General features: G+C 66.4%; 1 protein-coding gene. It reads right to left on the bottom strand.

From position 1 onward, the window contains the following. Positions 1 to 1253 (bottom strand): 5-aminolevulinate synthase (hemA, locus tag CK226_RS34255; RefSeq protein ID WP_095794118.1); only part of this gene is annotated, 1253 nt, incomplete at its 3' end. Positions 1254 to 1258: the final 5 nt, after the last annotated feature.

Here is a 1258-nt window from a genome sequence, read left to right as displayed (position 1 = left end):
AGCGGAACGATCCGATCGCTCTTCGCAACAATGGGCCGTCCTGCCGAGCCGTAGGGAATGCCGAGCGCGTCCCAGGTCTCGACCAGCGCGTCCTGCAGCTCGGCGATCAGCGCATCGGAATGGAACGGTGTCGGCGTAATGCGCAGACGTTCGGTGCCGCGCGGCACGGTCGGGTAATTGATCGGCTGGATGTAGATGCCGTGCACGCCGAGCAGGCGGTCGCTGGCCATCTTGCAGAGTTCGGGATCGCCGACCAGCACCGGCACGATATGGGTTGGCGAACCCATCACCGGCAGGCCGGCGGCCGACAGGATCTGCTTGGTCCGCGCGGCCTGCCGCTGCTGGGCGTCGCGCTCGGCCTGCGAGTGCTTGAGATGGCGGATCGAGGTGGTGGCCGCGGCCGCGATCGCCGGCGGCAGCGCCGTGGTGAAGATGAAGCCCGGCGCATAGGAGCGCACCGCGTCGATGACCGCACTGGTGCCGGTGATATAGCCGCCCAGCGTGCCGAATGCCTTGGCCAGCGTGCCTTCGATGATGTCGATGCGGTCGGCCAGGCCCTCGCGCTCGGTGATGCCGCCGCCGCGCGGTCCGTACATGCCGACCGCATGCACCTCGTCGATATAGGTCATGGCGTTGTAGCGCTCGGCGAGCTCGACGATCTCCCGGATCGGCGCGATGTCGCCGTCCATCGAATAGACGCTTTCGAAGACGATCAGCTTGGCGCGTTCGCGCCCCGCCGCCTGCAGCAGGCTTTCCAGATGCGCGACATCGTTGTGCCGGAAGATCTTCTTCTCGGCGCCGGAGCGCCTAACACCTTCGATCATCGAGGCGTGGTTCAGCTCGTCCGAGATGATCAGGCAGTTGGGCAACAGCCGGGCGATGGTCGAGATCGAGGCTTCGTTGGAGACGAAGCCGGAGGTGAAGACCAGGGCCGCGTCCTTGCCGTGCAGGTCGGCAAGCTCATGCTCGAGCTCGACCAGCGGGTTGGAGGTGCCGGAAATGTTGCGGGTGCCGCCGGCGCCCGAGCCCATCTTGCCGGCCGCGTCCTGGAACGCGGCGATGACGTCGGGGTGCTGGCCCATGCCGAGATAGTCGTTGGAGCACCAGACGGTGATTTCCTCGGCGCGCCCATTGGAGCGCCAGATGGCACGCGGAAACTTGCCCGCGATGCGCTCGAGGTCGGCGAAGACACGATAGCGCCGCTCCGCGTGGAGCTGGTCGATCGCTTCTTCGAAGAACCGCTGGTAGTTCATGTCCG

The sequence above is a fragment of the Mesorhizobium sp. WSM4311 genome (assembly GCF_002295115.1).
Lineage (GTDB): Bacteria > Pseudomonadota > Alphaproteobacteria > Rhizobiales > Rhizobiaceae > Mesorhizobium.
The sequence above is the reverse complement of the archived record's forward strand: the minus strand, read 5'-3'. Positions and strand labels throughout refer to the sequence as shown.